Source organism: Promicromonospora sp. NPDC050262 (assembly GCF_040655935.1).
Taxonomy (GTDB): Bacteria; Actinomycetota; Actinomycetes; order Actinomycetales; family Cellulomonadaceae; genus Promicromonospora.
In genome coordinates this window covers 246,432-261,043 of record NZ_JBFAKX010000002.1, presented here as the reverse complement: position 1 = coordinate 261,043, position 14,612 = coordinate 246,432, and the positions used below count along the sequence as shown (strand labels likewise).

The following is a 14,612-nucleotide window of genomic DNA, read 5'->3' as shown; positions in this document are numbered from 1 at the left end:
TGCCTCTCGGTCATCAGGCGGCACCGGGCGGTGTCGCGGACCATCGGAAGATAAATCAATTCGATGTACAGTGTCAACGGGCGCCGCCGCCGGTGTCCGCTCAGTGCGCGGGAACGCCCCGCGCGAACCGCTCGTCCCGGATCGAGGTCACCGATGACACCCCTGCAGGCAGCCGATGCCGACACCCGCGACACCCCCCGTCCCGACGTGCTCGCCCCGGCGCCCTGGACCGCCGTCGGCGCCGACGCCGACGGCGTGCGGGTCACCGCCGTGCGCACCTTCCTCACCGGCCCGCAGGGCTGCCCCTACGTGGTCACCCGCGTCGAGACCAACCAGCCCGGGCTCTACGGCCTCGGCGACGCGAGCGACCCGCAGCGCCCGCTGGCGACCCGCACGCTGATCGACGAGTACCTCGGGCCGCTGCTCGTCGGCCGGGACCCCGCCGACATCGAGGACCTGCACCGCCTGCTGCTCAACAGCGGGTACTGGCGCGGCGGGTCGATCGAGCACAACGCGCTCGCGTCCATCGACCTCGCGCTGTGGGACCTCAAGGGCAAGGTCGCGGGGCTGCCGGTCCACCAGCTCCTCGGGGGCCGGGCACGGGAGCACGCCGACGCGTACACGCACGTCGACGGCGCCGACGCGGCCGAGGTGGCCGAGAAGGTGCTCGAGGCGGCCGGCCGCGGCTACCGGCACGTGCGCGTCCAGGTCGCCGTGCCCGGCCGGGACACCTACGGCACCGCCCCGCGCGACGCCGCGGAGGCCGCCCGCCGCCGGGCCCGCACCGACCGCTGGGACACGCTGGCCTACCTGCGGCACGTGCCCGGGATCCTCGCGGACGTCCGCGACCGGGTGGGCCCCGACGTCGAGCTGCTCCACGACGCCCACGAGCGCATGACCCCGGCAGAGGCCCGGCAGTTCGTGCGCGCCGTCGAGGACGCCGGGCTGTACTTCCTGGAGGACGCGCTCGCCCCCGAGGACGCCGCCCACTTCCCGGAGCTCCGGGCCGCCGGCACGACGCCGCTGGCCGTCGGCGAGCTCTACCACGACCCACGCGCGTACCTGCCCCTGCTGGCCGGGCGGTCGATCGACTTCGCGCGCATCCGCATCCCCACGCTCGGCGGGCTCACCCCGGCGCGCAAGCTCGTGGCCGTGTGCGAGATGTTCGGCGTCCGCACCGCGCCCCACGGGCCGGGCGACGTGACGCCGGTGGGCATGGCGGCCAACATGGCGCTGAACATCTCCTCCCCCGCGTTCGGCGTCCAGGAGGCGGCGACGTTCCGCGACGCGACGCTGGAGGTGTTCCCGGGCGCCCCCGTCCCGGCCGGCGGGCACCTGCTCGCCTCCGAGGCGCCGGGGCTCGGCGTCGACTTCGACGAGCGGGCCGCGCGCCGCTACCCGGTGGGCGCCCCGCTGGAGCACGACCGCTGGGCGCTGCTGCGGGCCACGGACGGGAGCGCGCACCGCGCATGAGCCCCGGTCCGGGCGCCCCGCGGGGTGCCCGGACGGGCTCAGCCGATCAGGAGCGCGTGCGGCTGCGGGGAGAGGGTCTGGTCGAGCACGAGGCAGGCCGCGCCGACGGCGCCGACGTCCTCGCCGAGCCGCGTGTTGACCACCTGGATCTCGTGCATCTTCTCGACGAACGGCCAGCTCGTGATCACCGGTTCAACGACCGCCAGGAAGCGCTCCGACAGCATGGGCCAGATGGGCCCGCCGAACACCACGAGCTCCGAGTCGAGCAGCGTCGCCGCCGCCGCGACCCCGGTGCCCACGCGGCGCGCCCAGCGGTCGATGATCACCTGGGCGCCCCGCTCCCCCTCGGCCGCGAGGTCGGCGAGCCGGCCGAGCTGCTCGGCCACGGCCTGCGGGCCGGGCGCCGGTGCGACCTCCAGGACGCCCGCCGCCACGGCCTCGTCGACGAGCGCGCGCGTGGTGCAGTTGGCGTCGAGCCCGCCCACCTCGCCGGCGTTCCCGGACGCGCCGCGCAGCACGACGTCGTCCGCGACCACGCCCATGCCGGAGCCGGTGCCCAGGTAGAAGAAGAGGAAGTTGCCCGAGTGCGTCGCCGCGCCCGCCCAGCGCTCGGCCACCGCGGCCGCGATGACGTCCTTGTCCATGAGCACGGGCAGCCCCGTGGCCTCGACGAGCCGGTCCCGCAACGGCACCCGGCCCCAGCCCTTGAGCTGCGGCGGGTCGACGACGGAACCGGTCGCGAAGTCGACGGGGCCGGGCACGGCGAGGCCGAGACCGAGGATCCTGTCGCGGGCCGCCCCCGACTCCTCGATCACGGTCTCGATGGTGTCGCTCATCTCGGCGATCGTCGACTCCTGGTCGACGACCGCGGGCGTGGGCCGGTGCATGCTGTGCACCACCCGGCCCGCGAGGTCGAGGACCACGTACGTGATGACCGCCGGGTCGAGGTGCACGCCGAGGGCGTACCGGCCGCCGGGCACGACCTGCAGGACGGTGCGGGGCTTGCCCGCGCGCCCGCCCTTCTTGCCGGTCTCGGCCAGGAGCCCCGCGTCGAGCAGACGCCGGCAGATGTTGGAGACCGTCTGCGCCGACAGGCCCGTCGCGCCGGCGAGCTCGACCCGGCTCAGCCCGTCGGGCGCGCGCCGCACCGCGTCGAGGATGACCGACTCGTTGAAGTCGCCCATCCGCGGGAGGTTGGTGCCCCGCCGGGCGGTCGCCGGCGCGGCCGACTGGTCGATCGTCACGCCATACCTCCTGCTCGATGACCGGCCGGCGGGCGGCCCGGATGCCCGCTCCCGCACATCTTCGCACCCCGGATCCTGGTCGGGCGCACTGTCGGGCGCACTCAGGCGACCTGACGCACGAGCAGGAGCGACCAGGGGGCGAGCGAGCGCTCGACCCGCAGCACGCCGTCCGCGGGGACGACGAGCGACTCGCGGCGCGTCGCACGGGCGGCGGCGTGCAGCGCGGCGGTCTGCTCACGTGTGGGCGACGACGGCGCCCCCATCGCGCGCCACGCGGCCACGGGGTTGGCGTTCGACGGGTCGAGCGTCTCCAGCTCGACGACCGCGCCCGGCGTCAGCCCGTCGACGGTGATCTCGGTGTCGCGGACCGAGCCGACCGCCTCGGTCGCGTCGGCGACGGTTCGGTCGTCGAACGAGGCCGGCACCGAACGCGTCACCTCGTGCGGGTAGTGGTGCACGAGCGCGGCGATCCGGCCGGTCGCCTCGTCACGCGTCACCACGCCGTCGGCACCGGCCGCGAGCAGCGTCCCGCCCAGCGCGTTCAGCATGCGGTAGGCGTGGAACGTCGGCTTGGGCACGCCCTGGAGGGTGAGCATCCCGAACCCGCCGTGGAACATCTCGTCGCCGGCGCCGCCCTCCTCGAAGACGTCCGTGAACGTCCAGTAGGCCAGGGAGTCGACCGTGCCGATCGAGCGCAGCACCGACCGGACGACGTAGACCGCCGCCGGGACGGTGTCGTGCGTGAAGTCGCGGGGCGACGACGACGAGTTCCACTCGGTGAGGTGGATCTCCGCGCCGGGGAACGGGCTCGCATCGACCAGGCGGCGCAGCAGCGCGAGGTCCTTCGGCGTCGCGTCGGCCTCACGCGTGAGCCGCTGGCCCTGCCCGTGCTCGTCGAGCGCCCAGTCGGTGGGGTACGGGTGCGTCGAGACGAAGTCGACGGGCAGACCCTCCCCGGCGCAGAACTCGAGGAAGGCCTCCAGCCACACGGGCTTCCACTCGAGCGCGTCCAGGTCCGCGCCCAGCGTCGCCTCGTGCACCTGGAAGTCCTCGGTCTCGCCGTCGAAACGGGCGTCCGGCACGAAGTTGGACGTGGCGGGGCCACCGACCCGCAGGGCGGCGTCGACCGCCTTCACGGCGCGCGCCGAGGCGGCGTAGAGCGCGAGGTACTCGCTGCGCGTGCCGCGGAAGAAGCCGCGCAGGTTCGCCTCGTTCCAGACCTCGAAGTACCACTCGCGCACCTCGGCCGGGCCGTACCGGTCGACCCAGTGCTGGACGAGCGACCGCACGAGCCAGGACCACCGGTCGAGGTCGGTCGGCGGGGCACCGTGCGCTCCCCACCAGAACACGGTCCCGGTCTCGCGGGCGAGCGCCCGGGGGCTGAAGCCGAGCTCGACGAACGGGCGCACACCGGCGTCGAGCAGAGCGTCGAACAGCGCGTCGACGTACTGGAAGTTCAGGACGGGTGTGCCGTCCTCCCGCTCGGTGTACACGAACATGTCGTCGTGCAGCAGGCCGTGGAACCGGACGTAGTCGAACCCGCACTCCTCGCGCACCGTGGCGAGGTGGCGCTGCCAGTCGGCCCGGAGGCCCTCGTTCGCGCGCCCCGCACCGACCACGGTGCTCCAGAAGTGGCGCAGCGGGCGCCCCGGCCCGGTCGCGGTCGCCCGCAGGTTGATCGGCTCGGCCACACGTCCTCCAGTCGTCCACGCCTCGCCGGATCACGAGACACAGCGCGTACAGCGCGTCACCAGTGTAAATCAAACTGATGGACTATCACGCGGACGAGCCGAGCGCGGCGACCTGGTGTGCCATGAGGACGGCGAACCGGCGTTGCTCGCGCGTCGGGAAGACCGCGTGCGACACCGCGGTGACCAGGAAGTAGCCGACGACCTCCGCGCCCCGGCGGACCGGGATCGCGACGTACTCGTCGACCGGCAGGCCGATCCGGTCGACGTCGACCGGCCGGCCGTTCCGGGTGAGCACGCCGTCATGGTCCAGCACGGCGAACCGCACGTCCCCCACCGGCCCCGCGACGTACCGGCAGTCGTCGGCCTCCAGCACGTCGGTGATCTGGCGCGCCACGACGTCGACCACCGTCTTGGCGGGCGTGGTGCCCTCGGCCACCGCGCGGGCGGCGCCGAGCACGCCCTCGAGGTAGCCCGAGCGCCGGGCCTCCCGCCCTTGCTGCCGGTAGCCCCACAGGGCGATCTCGGTCACCGCGAGGCTGATCACGACGAGCAGGGTGGTCGCCTCGATGTCCTCGGCGTCGGCGATGACGAAGCGCAGGTACGGCTCGGTGAGGAAGAAGTCGAACCACACCCCGGCGGAGAAGGCGGCGAGAAGTGCCGCCGGCCGGTCGCCCGTGGCCGCGGCGGCCACCACGAGGAGGACGAGGACCAGCACGTCGGTCGCCGCGGTGACCTGGTCACGGACCGTGAACAGGATCGCGCAGACGACCAGTGGCGTCAGCACGGCCGCCACCCGCACCGCCGGACGCCACCACGCCGCCGAAGGCTATGCCGAGACACTTCTGGTCATGGTGCTCCTGTCCCCACATCATCGTGGCGCGGGCCGCGACGGCGCGCGAGCGCTGGGCGCCGGAGAGCTGGACCACGGAGAGCTCGGCGGAGTCCCCGTGCCTCAGCGCCGTACCCGGTGGTCGACCGCGATCCAGTTCGTCTCCCAGGTCTCTCCGCCGTCGGCCGAGAACGCCTGCTCGAACCTCGCCTCGTCCTGACCCACGCGGGTGACGAGGAACCGCACCTTGATCGGCCGGTCGCCGAGCCGGTCGTCGCCGTAGAACTCACCGACGCCGTCGCGGAACCCGCCGTACACGGCCGGCGTGAGCAGACCGTCGCGCATGTTGACGAAGGTCAGGCTCCACCGCTGCGCCTGCGGCTCGTACAGCCTCAGGTTGATCGCGTCGATGCTGCCGGCCGGACCCGACACCGCGAGCTCGACGACGTTGGCCCGTCGGTCCATCAGCGGACGCACGGTGCTGGTGCCGCTGAACTCGAGCCACTCGTCCGGGGACTCCGAGAGCGGGTCGGCGAGGACCCGCACGGCGGAGCGCCAGGTGCCGATCTCCCAGTTGAAGTCCCGTTGGCCGTCGGTCGCCGTGGTCCGTGCGGGAGAGAGCGAGACGGGAGAGGGCGAGGCGGGAGACGGTGCGGCGGCGCCGGAGGCCGCCGTCGCGAGCAGCATGAGGGCGGCGGAAAGGCTTGCGGTCAGGATTCTTCGATGTGAAATGGTCATATTTCGACTATCGAGCGGAGCGCGGCCATGAACAAGAAGGCACCTGCGGGTAACCCCTCTCGTCCCAACCCGCTGCCGGGCTGCCCCATGGCCGCGGCGTTCACCGCGATCGGCGGCAAGTGGAAGCTGACCCTCCTCTACTGGCTCGCCCACGGCGAGTCCCACTTCGCCGGCCTGCGCCGCAGGGCTGCGCCCATCACGCCCAAGGTGCTGGCCGAGCAGCTGCGCGAGCTCGAGGCCGACGGGCTCGTCGAGCGGGACGTGACCGGACCGGTACCGGCGCCCGTGATCTACCGGCTGACCCCGTACGGGGCCACGGTCCTGCCCGTCGTCGAGGGGGTCCGGGTGTGGGGCGAGGCGCACCTGCGGCGCACCGACGGCATGGCCGCGACGGAGACCGCGATGAGCTGCGCCACCACGATCGCGTAGGCGACCCCGCGGGACGGCGCCGGTCCGGGCGGAGGCGTGCGCGGCGGTAGACTGCGTGTTCTCCGGTGATCAGGCAGGGCCATGACCACCGCCCGCGGTGGTTCGCGGAGACGCCCGGGGGCGTGTCACCATCGGCGTGAGCACGGGTCCACAGGCGGTGCGGGCGGGGACGCCGCGCGGTGACCCCACGGCCGGCCGGAGCAGTCCGGCGTGGGCGCTCGCCCCACAGGCCGACGTCCGCGCGTCGGGCCGGTCCCGGGCGTGCAGGCGCAGGGGCGGCACCGCGGTCGCAGTACGCATGCAGCGAAGGAGAAGAAGTGGCACGAGCAGGCCAACGCCGGTCCGGCCGCGCACGGAGCGGGTCCGGCACACGGACCGGGTCCGGCGCACAGCGCCGCCGTGCCCCGCGTCCCGCCGAGCAGGGGATGATCCCGGTCCTGGCGGAGGCCGCCCGTGAGGTCGACGGCGCCGTCCGGAGGCCGCCGACCCGCCCGGCGACGCGGACGAAGTTCCAGGTCGTCGCCCTGCTCATGCGGGAGGAGCGGACCCGGGTCAGGGAGGACGGCACCCTGACCGAGCCCCAGCGGGCCAAGCAGCTCAAGCAGCTCGACGCGATCGGGACGCTGCTGGCGAAGATCGCCGCCCGCGACACCTCGCTGCTCGAGCTGCTCGCCGAGGACGCCCGGGTCTCCGACGCGGCCCGCGAGCTCAAGGCGACCATGATGCGCGCGGGCGGTCTGGAGCCGCACGAGGAGCCCCCGCCGGCCCCGCCTGCCCCGCCGTCGCCCGGCGCCGAGAAGCAGGTGGTGCCCCGCTCGGTGATCTCGCGCCAGCTCGCGAACCCGTTCCTCGCCCCGGACTTCTCGGCCGCGGCCGAGCGGCAGGCGCCGCGGGCCCGCCTGCTCGCCGGCTGGGAGCTGCTCGAACCGCTCTTCCGGTCCTTCGAGCACGCCGGCCCCGGCGCACCCGCCTGCATGCCCCTGCCCGAGCCCCGCTCGTTGTCCGCCGCCCACGGCGGGAAGCTGATGCGGCACCAGGCCCAGGTCGTCGAGGCCACGGCCCGCGGGCACCGCACCTTCCTGCTCGCCGACGAGCCCGGCCTGGGCAAGTCCGCCCAGGCGCTGCTCGCCGCCCAGGCGGCCGACGCCTACCCGCTGCTGGTCGTGGCGCCGAACGTGGTCAAGACGAACTGGGCGCACGAGGTCGAGCTGTGGACGCCGCGGCGCCGGTCCACCGTGGTCCACGGCGACGGCGAGCGGGTCGACGGGTTCGCGGACGTCGTGATCGTGAACTACGAGCTGCTGGACCGGCACGTCGGCTGGCTCGGCGACCTCGGCTTCCGCGGCATGGTCGTGGACGAGGCGCACTTCATCAAGAACAAGGGCTCGCAGCGCTCCCAGCACGTGCTCGCCCTCTCCGAGCGCATCCGCGCCCGGGCCGGCCGGCCCCTCCTGATGGCCCTGACCGGCACCCCGCTGATCAACGACATCGAGGACTTCCGGGCGATCTGGCAGTTCCTCGGCTGGATCGACGACGCCAAGCCGCTCGGGCCCCTGATGACCGCCCTCGAGGACGCCGGGCTCACCCCGGCCGACCCGGGGTTCTACGCGGCCGCCAGGACGAGCGTGATCGACATGGGCATCGTGCGCCGCCGCAAGGCCGACGTGGTCGCCGACATCCCCGCCCGCCGCGTGGCGGACATGCCGGTCGAGCTCGACGGCGCGGCGGGCCGCTCGATCCGGGCCGCCGAGGAGGCGCTCGCCAGCCGTCTGGTCGATCGCTACCGGTCCGCCGTGGCGGCGCGCGCCGAGAGCTCCGTCGTGGACGACGTCGTCGTGGACGGCGTCGACCTCGACCTCGCCCGCCGGGTGGCGGCGGCCGAGCTGAAGGACTCGAGCTCGAAGGCCAAGGGCGACAACGTGTTCACCATGGTGCGCCGGATCGGCCAGGCCAAGGCCGGGCTGGCCGCGGACTACGCCGCGCAGCTGGCCCGCAACGTCGGCAAGGTGGTGTTCTTCGCCAAGCACGTCGACGTGATGGACCAGGCCGAGCAGACCTTCGCCGACCGCGGCATCGGCTACGCCTCGATCCGCGGGGACCAGACGCCCCGGGTGCGCGAGAAGAACATCGCCGCGTTCACGGACGACCCCGACGTGTCGATCGTGGTGTGCTCGCTGACGGCCGCCGGGGTGGGGCTGAACCTCCAGGTGGCCTCCAACCTGGTGCTGGCCGAGCTGTCCTGGACCTACGCCGAGCAGACCCAGGCCATCGACCGGATCCACCGGATCGGCCAGTCCGAGCCCGTCACCGCCTGGCGGATCATCGCCGCCCAGACCATCGACTCGACGATCGCCGCGCTGATCGACAGCAAGTCCGACCTCGCCGCCAGGGCCCTGGACGGCGCGGGTGACGAGGATGCCGCGTCGTCCACGGACGTCCAGCTCGAAGCGCTCGTGGCGCTGCTCACCGAGGCGCTCGACGCGGAGGGCGTCGCCTGAGCCGGCGCCGGCGTCGCGACGTGGCGTGGCGTGGCGTAGCCCCGCCGGTCAGGCCCCCGCCGGGTCGGGCCGGGCCGCCAGGTCGAGGACCCGTCGCAGTGCGTCCTCGGGCGTGGTCGTGGCCGTGTCGAGGATCAGGTGCGGCTGGTGCCAGTCCTCCCAGCGGTCCTTCATCCGCCGCACGTGCGCCCAGGTGACGGTCGCCGGCCACCCGGGGATGCCCCGGTCGCGTCCCGCCACGCGGGCCCGGTGGACCGACTCGTCCGAGCACACGCACTCCACGCCGACGAACGTGGCGTCGAGGCTGTGCGCGAGCGACTCCAGCCGCGCGCGGAGCTCCTGGGTGTGACCCGTGGCGTCGATGACCGCGCCGAGCCCGAGCTGGAGCTGACGAGCCGCCGCCCCGACGAGCGTCAGCTCCGACAGCGGCCCGGTGTTGTCCGGGCGGAGCACGCCGAACGGCACCAGCGCACCGAGCTGCCAGTCCATCGAGAAGACCGGCGCCGGCAGTGCCGACGCCAGCGCCTCGGCCAGCGTGGACTTGCCGGTTCCAGGCAGCCCGGCCAGGAGCACCAGGGGCGGACGCGCGGCCCCGGCGGGCCGGGGCCGAGGCGCCAGGTCCAGGTACGCGGCGAACGCCCGGTCCCCCATCAGCACGTGGAAGTCCGCGCGGGCACGCGCCAACCGGTCGTCGTCCCCCAGCACACCGAGCGCGCCCAGCAGCAGGTACTCGCAGCGCACGTAACCGTCGCCGAGGATCTCCGCCTCGCGCCCGGCGGCCGCGAGCAGCTCCGCCCGCCCGAGCCGGACACGGTCGGCACCGTCGTCGTCCGCCGCGAGCGTGGTCAGGAGGTCGCCCACCACCCATCCGGGCTCACCGGCCACGGCGCTCATCACGTCGCGCAGGGTCGGGTCGGCGTGGTCCAGCCGGCGCCAGGCCGCCTCGGCCGTCGCGTGCAGCGGTACCGGGTTCACGCGATCACCTGCTCCGCCGCGCCGGTACGAGGATCGACCAGGCGGTCGGACGGCGGCGGGACCAGGGCATGGACGGACCCTACCGGTGGAGGGCGATCGGGTGGCGGCCGGCCCGTCGACGTCGTGTGCCCTCCGTCCTGACGCACCCGGGCCGTTGGTCCCTGGCCGGACGGCCGGCGCGGCGAGAGGCTGAGATGGACGCGGGCGGCAGGGCGCGGGCCGGCGTCGCGGACCGACGGGAGCAGAGCCATGACCCACACCTGGAACGTCGCCATCCACCTCTTCGACGCGGACGACCTCGTGCGCGACGGCCGCATGACCGGGGCGCACGCCGTCCTGACCACGTCGAGCGGGACCTCCCTCGAGGGCTACGGCCGCGCCCGGCGCAACCCGGAGGACGCCGCCGTCCCCGAGATCGGCGAGGAGCTCGCCGCCGCCCGGGCGCTGCGGGAGCTGGCCGACCGGCTCCTGCGCGCCACGTCGGACGACATCGCCCAGATCGAGCACCGTCCGGTGCACCTGCAGCGCTAGACCCGGGCCGAACCGAGGAGAGCAGCCATGAGACCCGAGGTCGTCGTCGACATCGAGCCGGACGCCGCGCAGACCGCCGCCGGACCCGCCCGGCAGCGCTCACCGCTGCCGAAGACCCGGCGCCTGCTGGTGGTGTGCGCGCACCCGTTCGACGCGACGGTGACGCTCGGCGGCGTCATCGCGGCCTTCGCCGACACCGGTACGGCCGTGCAGGTCGTCTGCCTGACCCACGAACAGTGCGCCGTCGCCGGCGAAGGGCGCCGTCCCGTCCGGGCGGCCGAGCTCCTGCGGGCCGCCGGTCTGCTCGGCGCCCGGGAGGCGACGCTGCTGGAGCACCGCGCCGCGCAGCTCCAGTGGAACCCGCCGGAGGTGCTCGCCGCCGAGCTGCGGTCGGTCTCCGGCCCCGTCGACGGGGTGCTGACGATCGACGCGAGCGCCCCGGGCAGCCACCCGGACCTGGTGCGCGCGATGCGGGCGGCCCGCCGCGTGGCCGCCCGGCTGCGCTGCCCGCTCTACGGCTGGGTGCCCCGCACCTGGGGTACGGACGAGCTGCCGCACGGTGTGCTCGCCGTGGACTGCGACCGCGCCCGGCAGCGTGCCGCGATCGCCTGCCACGACGCTCCCGGGCCGGACGACCCGTGCACGGCGCCGGCGGGGGCCGACGAGCCGCACGACTACCTCACCGTGTTCTGACCCGGTCGCGGGAGGCCCGGGCGAGGCCCGGCGCTCGACGTCAGGAGCACGCCCGGAGCGCGCACGCCCGGCGTCACTCCTCGCCCGGTGCGCCGTCGAGCCGGGCCTGCGCGGCGGCCAGCCGGGCGACCGGGACCCGGTAGGGCGAGCAGGACACGTAGTCGACGCCGAGCTCGTCGAGCAGGGCGATCGACGCGGGGTCGCCGCCGTGCTCGCCGCACACCCCCGTCTCCAGCCCGGGCCGGGTCCGCAGCCCGCGCTCGACGCCGATCCGGACGAGCTCGCCCACGCCGTCGGCGTCCAGGGAGGCGAACGGGTTGGTACGCACGACGCCCGCCTCCAGGTACGCGGCGAGGAACGAGCCCTCGGCGTCGTCGCGCGAGATGCCCACGGTCGTCTGCGTCAGGTCGTTGGTGCCGAACGAGAAGAAGTCGGCGTGCTCGGCGATCTCGCCCGCGGTCAGGGCCGCGCGCGGCAGCTCGATCATCGTGCCGACGCGGTACTCCAGGTCCGTCACCCCGGCGGCGTCGAGCTCCCCGTCCGCGGTGGCCACGACGATCTCGCGCATCCGCCGCAGCTCCTCGGCGTACCCGACCAGGGGCACCATGATCTCCACCCGCGGGTCCAGGCCCCGGCCCCGCACCGCGAGCGCCGCGCGGACGATCGCGCGGGTCTGCATGACGCCGATCTCCGGGTGCAGCAGCGACAGGCGCACGCCGCGGGTGCCCAGCATCGGGTTGGCCTCGGACAGGCGCCGGACGTGGGCCAGGAGGGTGCGGGCGCGCTCCAGCTCCCCGGGTGTGCCGACCGCCTCCAGGCGCTGCACCAGGAGGGACTGCTCGACCAGGTCGGGCAGGAACTCGTGCAGCGGCGGGTCGATGAGCCGGACGGTGACGGGCAGGCCGGTCATCGCCGTGAAGATCTCCTCGAAGTCCGCCTGCTGCACGGGCAGCAGCTCGTCGAGGGCGGCCTGCCGGTCCTCGGTGGTGTCGGCCAGGATCATGCGCTGGACCACGGGCAGGCGGTCGGTGGCCATGAACATGTGCTCGGTGCGGCACAGGCCCACGCCCTCGGCGCCCAGCTCGCGCGCCCTGACGGCGTCCTCGCCGGTGTCGGCGTTGGCCCGCACGCCCAGGCGGCGTACGTCGTCGGCCCAGCCGAGCACGGTGGCGAAGTCGTCGGTGACCTGCGGGGGCACGAGCGGGAGCGCGCCCGGGTAGACGTACCCGGTGGTGCCGTCCACGGTGATGGTGTCCGCCTCGGTGAGCACGGTGTCGCCGACGGCGAGGGTGCGGGCCGCGACGTCGATGCGCAGCTCGCCCGCGCCGGCCACGCAGGGCTTGCCCATGCCGCGCGCGACGACGGCGGCGTGGGAGGTCATGCCGCCGTGCGCGGTGAGCACGCCCTGGGCGGCGGCGACGCCGTGGATGTCGTCGGGCGTCGTCTCCCATCGCACGAGCACCACGTCCTCGCCGGCCCCGCCCCGTTCGGCCGCGGTGTCGGCGTCGAACACGAGGGTGCCCACCGCCGCGCCCGGGGAGGCGTTGAGGCCGTGCGTGAGCGGGGTCGTGGCCTGGGCGGGGTCCAGCGTCGGGTGCAGGAGCTGGTCGAGCTGGGCGGGGTCGATCCGCCGCAGCGCGGTCGGTCTGTCGATCACGCCCTCGGCGACCAGGTCGCGCGCCACCCTGAGGGCCGCCGCCGCGGTGCGCTTGCCGGTGCGCACCTGGAGCAGGTACAGCGTGCCGTCGTCGATCGTGAACTCGACGTCCTGCATGTCCTGGTAGTGCTGCTCCAGGCGGTCCAACGTGTCCAGGAGCTGCGTGTACACGCCGGGCAGCACCGACTCCAGCTCCGGGAGGCGCCGCGGTGTGCGGGTGCCCGCGACCACGTCCTCCCCCTGCGCGTCCAGGAGGAACTCCCCGTACCGCTCCCGGGCGCCCGTGGCCGGGTTGCGCGTGAAGCACACCCCGGTCGCGGAGGTGTCGCCCTTGTTGCCGAACACCATCTGCATCACGTTCACGGCGGTGCCGAGGTCGTCCGGGATCTCGTTCAGCTCGCGGTACACACGCGCCCGCGGGCTGTTCCAGGACCCGAACACGGCGTCCACCGCCCGGCGGAGCTGGTCGTGCGGGTCGGTCGGCAGGTCGTGGCCCGTGCTCCGGCGGACGACGCCGCGGAACGTCGTCACCAGCTCCCGCAGGTCGTCCGCCGTCAGCTCGGCGTCCCGCCGCACCCCCCGGCGGTCCTTCAGGGCCGTCAGCTCGTCCTCGAAGGCCTGCCCCGGCACGCCCTCGACCACCTCGCCGTACATCTGCACGAACCGGCGGTAGGTGTCCCAGGCGAAGCGCGGGTCGTCCGACTCGGCGGCCAGACCCTGCGCCGCCCGGTCCGACATGCCCAGGTTGAGGACCGTGTCCATCATCCCCGGCATCGAGACCACCGCACCCGACCGCACCGACACGAGCAGCGGCCGTTCGGCCGCCCCGAGCGTGCGCCCCGTGCGACGCTCCAGGGTCGCCAGGTGCGCCAGGATCTCGTCCCACAGACCCCCGGGCCACGCGCCATCGTCCTCCATCGCGGCGACGCACGCCGCCGTGGTCACGGTGAAGCCGTCCGGGACGGGCAGGCCGATGCGCCGCATCTCCGCGACGCCGGCGCCCTTGCCGCCGAGCAGCGCCCGCATCCCGGCGTTCCCCTCGGACAGGTCGTACACGTACCGCGCGCCCGGCGCCCGCACGGACGGGTGCTCGGTTGCTCCGGCCCGGCTGTTGGTGTGGGTGGTCATGACGGCTCCGTGGGCAGGCGCTCGGTGCACCCGCGCTCCGTGGGCGGGCGCGTCTACCCGGCCAGCGTCCCTCGTCCGCCGTCCGCCGCACCAGGGACGAACGACCCGGAATCTCCGCCGGACGGGACAGAAAGGAAGAATTCACCCATAGGTCGGTGCGTCGTCGGGTCAGCGTCGACCGGATGGGCGAGGATTCACCCGGTCATTCCAACCGAGAGGGAGGTCAGCGTGTCCGAGAAGAACAGCACCGTGTCCAGCCTGGTCAGAATGCTCGTCGTCCTGTCCGCCATGGTCAGCCTCGTCGCCGGCGGCGTCTCCGTCGCCCCTGCGGCGGACGCGACCGTCTACAGCTCCTGCACGCACAGCGGCTGCACGGAGGCGTACTCCTCGAAGTCGATCTGGAGCTCCAAGGGCTACCCGAGCACCCGCGGCTGGGTGAGCTGGCCCAACGGCCAGTGCAACTTCGCGGGCGGCACGTACAACAACTACGAGGGTGAGCTCCCGGCGGGCCACTCCTACCTCGAGTTCGACGTCACGCCGCGGGCCTGCGGCGCCGCACGACAGTCCTACCGGCTCGTCCTGGACCGCACCACCGGGGTGGTCTACTTCTCGCCCAACCACTACGGCGACTTCTACCGGATGTGACCCGGTCCCGTGCGCGGCGTCCGGCCTGCTCGGCCGGACGGCGCGCACGGGTCCGGCCCGAACGGGACGGATAGCCTCGGA

The 14,612-nt window shown here is 74.2% G+C and carries 12 protein-coding genes; 6 read left to right on the top strand and 6 right to left on the bottom strand.

Annotation, left to right across the window (positions count from 1 at the left end; all coding sequences use genetic code 11):
- Positions 1 to 153 precede the first annotated feature (153 nt).
- Positions 154 to 1,473, top strand: a complete 1,320-nt coding sequence (locus AB0I29_RS04600; RefSeq protein ID WP_357478558.1) for an enolase C-terminal domain-like protein — start codon at positions 154 to 156, stop codon at positions 1,471 to 1,473.
- A 38-nt stretch (positions 1,474 to 1,511) separates the two neighbouring features.
- On the opposite strand, the gene AB0I29_RS04595 is transcribed toward AB0I29_RS04600, so the two are convergent.
- From AB0I29_RS04595 to AB0I29_RS04580, 4 genes are all read right to left on the bottom strand, one after another.
- On the bottom strand, positions 1,512 to 2,717 hold the full coding sequence (locus tag AB0I29_RS04595; protein ID WP_350224558.1) for an ROK family transcriptional regulator: 1,206 nt from the start codon (positions 2,715 to 2,717) through the stop codon (positions 1,512 to 1,514).
- A 101-nt stretch (positions 2,718 to 2,818) separates the two neighbouring features.
- Positions 2,819 to 4,408, bottom strand: a complete 1,590-nt coding sequence (locus AB0I29_RS04590) for a beta-xylosidase (RefSeq protein WP_357478553.1) — start codon at positions 4,406 to 4,408, stop codon at positions 2,819 to 2,821.
- A gap of 85 nt (positions 4,409 to 4,493) precedes the next feature.
- On the bottom strand, positions 4,494 to 5,192 hold the full coding sequence (locus tag AB0I29_RS04585; protein ID WP_357478549.1) for a DUF4118 domain-containing protein: 699 nt from the start codon (positions 5,190 to 5,192) through the stop codon (positions 4,494 to 4,496).
- A gap of 168 nt (positions 5,193 to 5,360) precedes the next feature.
- Positions 5,361 to 5,975, bottom strand: a complete 615-nt coding sequence (locus AB0I29_RS04580; protein WP_357478546.1) for a hypothetical protein — start codon at positions 5,973 to 5,975, stop codon at positions 5,361 to 5,363.
- A gap of 27 nt (positions 5,976 to 6,002) precedes the next feature.
- On the opposite strand from AB0I29_RS04580, the gene AB0I29_RS04575 reads away from it, so the two are divergent.
- A complete protein-coding gene (locus AB0I29_RS04575; RefSeq protein ID WP_357478543.1) occupies positions 6,003 to 6,404 on the top strand; it encodes a helix-turn-helix domain-containing protein in 402 nt (133 codons plus the stop codon).
- Between the two features lie 425 nt (positions 6,405 to 6,829).
- On the top strand, positions 6,830 to 8,902 hold the full coding sequence (locus tag AB0I29_RS04570; RefSeq protein WP_357478982.1) for a DEAD/DEAH box helicase: 2,073 nt from the start codon (positions 6,830 to 6,832) through the stop codon (positions 8,900 to 8,902).
- Positions 8,903 to 8,950: 48 nt separating this feature from the next.
- Here the strand turns inward: AB0I29_RS04570 and AB0I29_RS04565 are convergent, their stop codons facing one another.
- Positions 8,951 to 9,877, bottom strand: a complete 927-nt coding sequence (locus AB0I29_RS04565) for an ATP-binding protein (protein ID WP_357478540.1) — start codon at positions 9,875 to 9,877, stop codon at positions 8,951 to 8,953.
- Positions 9,878 to 10,126: 249 nt separating this feature from the next.
- Here AB0I29_RS04565 and AB0I29_RS04560 point away from each other — a divergent pair, with 249 nt between their 5' ends.
- Together AB0I29_RS04560 and AB0I29_RS04555 are read left to right on the top strand one after the other, a co-directional pair.
- Positions 10,127 to 10,408 (top strand): dsRBD fold-containing protein, encoded by a 282-nt coding sequence (locus tag AB0I29_RS04560; protein ID WP_357478537.1) that lies wholly within the window; start codon positions 10,127 to 10,129, stop codon positions 10,406 to 10,408.
- 27 nt (positions 10,409 to 10,435) lie between these two features.
- Positions 10,436 to 11,101: a PIG-L family deacetylase gene (locus AB0I29_RS04555; protein ID WP_357478534.1), complete on the top strand. Its 666-nt coding sequence runs from the start codon at positions 10,436 to 10,438 to the stop codon at positions 11,099 to 11,101.
- A gap of 73 nt (positions 11,102 to 11,174) precedes the next feature.
- On the opposite strand, the gene ppdK is transcribed toward AB0I29_RS04555, so the two are convergent.
- Positions 11,175 to 13,886, bottom strand: coding sequence for a pyruvate, phosphate dikinase (gene ppdK / locus AB0I29_RS04550; RefSeq protein WP_357478531.1), 2,712 nt, complete (start codon positions 13,884 to 13,886; stop codon positions 11,175 to 11,177).
- Between the two features lie 228 nt (positions 13,887 to 14,114).
- Here ppdK and AB0I29_RS04545 point away from each other — a divergent pair, with 228 nt between their 5' ends.
- The gene (locus tag AB0I29_RS04545) at positions 14,115 to 14,531 is read left to right on the top strand and encodes a ribonuclease domain-containing protein (RefSeq protein WP_285102166.1); all 417 of its coding nucleotides are present in this window, start codon (positions 14,115 to 14,117) and stop codon (positions 14,529 to 14,531) included.
- Positions 14,532 to 14,612: the final 81 nt, after the last annotated feature.

Coding starts and splice junctions, on each gene's coding strand:
- AB0I29_RS04600 (WP_357478558.1), top strand. CDS start 154: ATGACACCCCTGCAGGCAGCCGATGCCGACACCCGCGACACCCCCCGT.
- AB0I29_RS04580 (WP_357478546.1), bottom strand. CDS start 5,975: ATGACCATTTCACATCGAAGAATCCTGACCGCAAGCCTTTCCGCCGCC.
- AB0I29_RS04575 (WP_357478543.1), top strand. CDS start 6,003: ATGAACAAGAAGGCACCTGCGGGTAACCCCTCTCGTCCCAACCCGCTG.
- AB0I29_RS04570 (WP_357478982.1), top strand. CDS start 6,830: ATGATCCCGGTCCTGGCGGAGGCCGCCCGTGAGGTCGACGGCGCCGTC.
- AB0I29_RS04560 (WP_357478537.1), top strand. CDS start 10,127: ATGACCCACACCTGGAACGTCGCCATCCACCTCTTCGACGCGGACGAC.
- AB0I29_RS04555 (WP_357478534.1), top strand. CDS start 10,436: ATGAGACCCGAGGTCGTCGTCGACATCGAGCCGGACGCCGCGCAGACC.
- ppdK (WP_357478531.1), bottom strand. CDS start 13,886: ATGACCACCCACACCAACAGCCGGGCCGGAGCAACCGAGCACCCGTCC.